Genomic DNA, 3,801 nt, shown 5'->3' on the forward strand with positions numbered 1-3,801 from the left:
AAGTCGCACGGCTCGAGCGCGCGTTCTTCGAGGATTCGTATGCGTATGCGGTGGGAGAGTGACAGTCCGCCGCTTGCAAAAAGATTCGGGCGGCGGACTGGCATCACTCACTGCTCCGAATCACCGGTGAGGTGGCGCAGCAGATCCGGCGGTACGGGGTGGGTCAGGTGCAGATTGGATACCACTACGCGCTGCTGGATTTCTTCGCCGTTCTTGTTCACCCCGCGATTGGTTTCCTCGTGCGAGTCCTCGATCGAGGCGGCGCGGCCGACATAGTAGTACGTCGTTTCCTTCGTTTCGACTTTCCTGCGGATGAACACCGGTACGAAGTGGGATTCCTGCCAGGGTTCACCGTCGGTTTTGCGAATCCATTGGAACTCTGGCGATTGCAGGGAACGGTTGTTCTTGCTGAACCATTCGATGTCCTGGTCATCAATGAACCGGTCCTGATACTGGCTTGATTCGTACTTGATGAAAATCGGCATGGTCCCTGTACTCGCGTCGTAACGGTAGCCGCCCACATTCTGTGGGACCTGTTCGTTGCTCCAGCCGCACATCCGCATCACATCAAACAGCGAGTATTTCTCCCCCACAATGAATCCGTGATCGAACACAGCAGACAGTGGCAAGCCCTGTTTGCTTGCGGTGACGCGGGTTTCTTCATACCGTCCGACACATTGTGCCAGTCCTGCTTGCACGGTGTCCACAAAGAACTGGCGGAATGTCGCTTTTCCTTGCAAGGAGACCAGAAGCTGGGACGACAAACGTGCCCCACCATCCCCGGACAGTTCAACCATTGGCACGCCACCGAAACGCTCCCGGTTCGCGTTGGTGAAATACGAATAGTCGAGTACCTGCAACGCCGACTCGCATTGCTCGATATTGCCGTTGCAATCAGGGAACAGACTGGTGACCAAATGCTGCAAAGTTGGGGCATCCAAGACATTCACGCTACCGGCCTGCGAGAGTATGTCGGCATGGTCGCCGACCATATCCCGTACGGCATACGGCATTTCGATTCCGGCGAGCGCTGCCAACGCCACCAGCTCGTGTGGCCGCAAGCCGCGCAGCTGCGTATCGGTCAGCATGGTCAGCATTCCGTCTTCGATTGAGGTTGTTGTTTCGAGTTGGAATCGTGTATCTGGATCATCGTTCTCGGTGTTGAGACTGCGTTCGCGTGAACGGACGAAAGCCAGGTAGTTCTTCGATTTGCTGGCCATGGTGTATACGAGTGACGCGTCGCGTGCCGTGATATCCATAAGCATCGGGATGCGGTTCAGTTCGCGGCGCAGTTCCCGATATTGCTCGCTGAGTTTTCTCATGTCAGACAGGTCGGCATGGTCGATCGCATCAAGCACGCGCTTGCGCGCGATGGGATCGAAGCTGATCGAGCATAAGCCCGGCGCTTGGTTGTTCAGGTTCTTGCGTACGCGGTCACGGTCGCCGCTGTTGCCGTACAGGGCGATCGGGATGAGATAGTTGTTGGCGTAATTGCCGATGAAATCCACGACGACGACCGATGATTTTCCTGGGTATTTGCGTAGGCCTCGGCCGAGCTGCTGGGTGAATATGATGCTGGATTGTGTCTGTCGTAGCATCACGATTTGGTTGGTTGCGGGGATGTCGATGCCTTCATTGAACAGGTCAACGGTGAAAATGTAATCAAGCTCGCCGTCTTGCAGCGCTTGTTCCACCTGCTCGCGCTCTTTCGGTTTGCTGGCTCCTGTCAGACATGCGGTCCGGTATGGGCGTTCAGCCTGTTCGTTGATGATGTGGGTGAATTTCTCTGCGAGGATTTCGGCTTCCTCGACCCGGCTGCAGAATACGATGCCTTTGACAGGTTCTCCTGCCTGCCCATAGATACGCAGCTTGTCGATGATGTAGCTGACGCGGTTATCGGCGGTCAGTTCGTTGACCCACCTGCGTAGTGCCGCTCGATCCTTCTCGTTCGTGTGTTCCATACTCACACCGGTGTCGGGCAGTCCTTCTGCGGTCTCAGTGATGAACTCGCTGACCCCGTAGTAGTGGAACGGGCAGAGCATGTCTTCTTCGAGCGCTCGCTGGAGACGGATCTCATAGGCGATGTTGTTGCCGAACAGGTCGAAGATGTTCCCGCTGTCGTTGCGTTCCGGGGTTGCGGTCATGCCGAGCAAGAATTTCGGCGTGAAATGGTCGATGATGCGTTTGTACGTGTCGGCGGCGGCATGGTGCGCCTCATCGATGAGAATATAGTCGAACGCATCCGCAGGGAAGTTGCCGAGGACGGACTGCTGGGCCATGGTCTGCACGGTGGAGAACACGTACTTTCGATCAGCGCCGGCTTTGTCGGTGCCGGTATACAGACCGAATTCGTCATCCGGACAACCCAGCACGCGCTGGTATGATTCCATCGCTTTGGTGAGGATTTCCTGGCGGTGTACCAAGTACAGCATCCGCTTGGGATGACATTGTTTCACATCAAACGCTGACAGGTAGGTCTTGCCGGTACCGGTCGCGGAGATCACAATGGCACGGGTTTCGCCCTGCGCTCGCAGATGGCGGAGGCTGGCCAGCGCTTCGCGTTGCATTGCGTTCGGTTTGACCGACTTGCTTGTTGGATCCGGCTCTGGTGATCTGCGTGAGGGCGCAAGCGGCGGGGTGTTGTGCTCGAATTCCTTCTCGTACGCTTCGATCCACGCGTCGTCAAGCGGCACGGATTGTTCCCGCTGCAGTTCGATTTCCTGGCTGAGCTCTTGCGCGAACCGGCCATCCCGTAAGGAAGGGACACGAAGATTCCACTCGCGGTTGTTTCTCAAGGCGTTCTCGGTCAGGTTCGAGCTGCCGATATACACGGTGTACGCGTCTTTGCCATTCACGGTATGGCGGAACACATAGCCTTTAGGATGGTAATTGTTACGAGACGGATCGGGGGTGGGTTGCCCGCCAGTATCGGGACGTTCCCAAACGCGCACGTCGATACCTGCCGTCTGCTGTAGTTCGTTGAGCTCGCGGAATGCTTGCGGCGAATTGAAATAGTTGTAGGTCGAGGTGATGATGCTGCCGGCGTGGGCATGATTGTGATCGTGGAAATTCAGAAAATGCTGTTTGAGCATCTGAATCACCGATTGCGTGACGAAAGCGACTGACATGGAGAAGCCGTTGCTGTTGTCCAGCTCGTGGATCAGCGCATCCTCCATAGTTCTGCCGCCTTGGTTGGCGATCAGTTGGGGAACATATCGTTCGTCTGCGTGGGTGTCTGCGGTGATGAATCCCGAGCGCAGCGATCCGGCGATAAGCCCTTGCGTGACATCGGCGATAATGCTGGAATCTGTGGACTCAGTGGAGAAACGGCCGGGCATATTCGGCATTGGCGTGGTAGTCATGATTGCATGGCCTCCGGGAAATCGGAGACTGCACAAACGGTAGACGGCATGCTCTCCAACAATCTGACGGCTTCCCTGTCAGCAGGTGCCCAGTCAAGTTCGTGCAGATGATTGGGAGAAAGCCAGCGAACCTCGCGATGTTCGGTCAGATGCGGTTCGCCTTCTGTGAGATGACACAGGAAGGTCGTCAGCTCGATGGTGCCGAAATCGTATGCGTATCTTGTAGTGCACAGCTCATGACCGACTGTGATCTCGCAGCGCAGCTCCTCTTCGATTTCGCGCTGGAGCGCCTGCTGCGGGGTTTCGTGTACTTCGATCTTGCCCCCGGGGAATTCCCAGTACCCGGCGAGCGATTTAGTGCTACCGCGTTGCGCGCACAACACGGTGCCATCGCGCATGATAGCTGCGCCGACGACCCGGATCAGTCGTTGCTGAGGCT

General features: G+C 56.6%; 2 protein-coding genes. Both read right to left on the reverse strand.

The features are described from left to right. Positions 1-107 precede the first annotated feature (107 nt). Entirely contained in the window at positions 108-3,362 is a 3,255-nt protein-coding gene (locus tag ACI38B_RS00005; protein WP_439729004.1) for a DEAD/DEAH box helicase, read from the reverse strand. Continuing rightward, on the reverse strand, positions 3,359-3,787 hold the full coding sequence (locus ACI38B_RS00010) for a (deoxy)nucleoside triphosphate pyrophosphohydrolase (protein ID WP_439729005.1): 429 nt from the start codon (positions 3,785-3,787) through the stop codon (positions 3,359-3,361). The genes ACI38B_RS00005 and ACI38B_RS00010 overlap by 4 nt, the downstream gene beginning before the upstream one ends. Between the last annotated feature and the right edge of the window lie 14 nt (positions 3,788-3,801).

This window comes from Bifidobacterium sp. (assembly GCF_051876855.1).
Classification (GTDB): domain Bacteria; phylum Actinomycetota; class Actinomycetes; order Actinomycetales; family Bifidobacteriaceae; genus Bifidobacterium.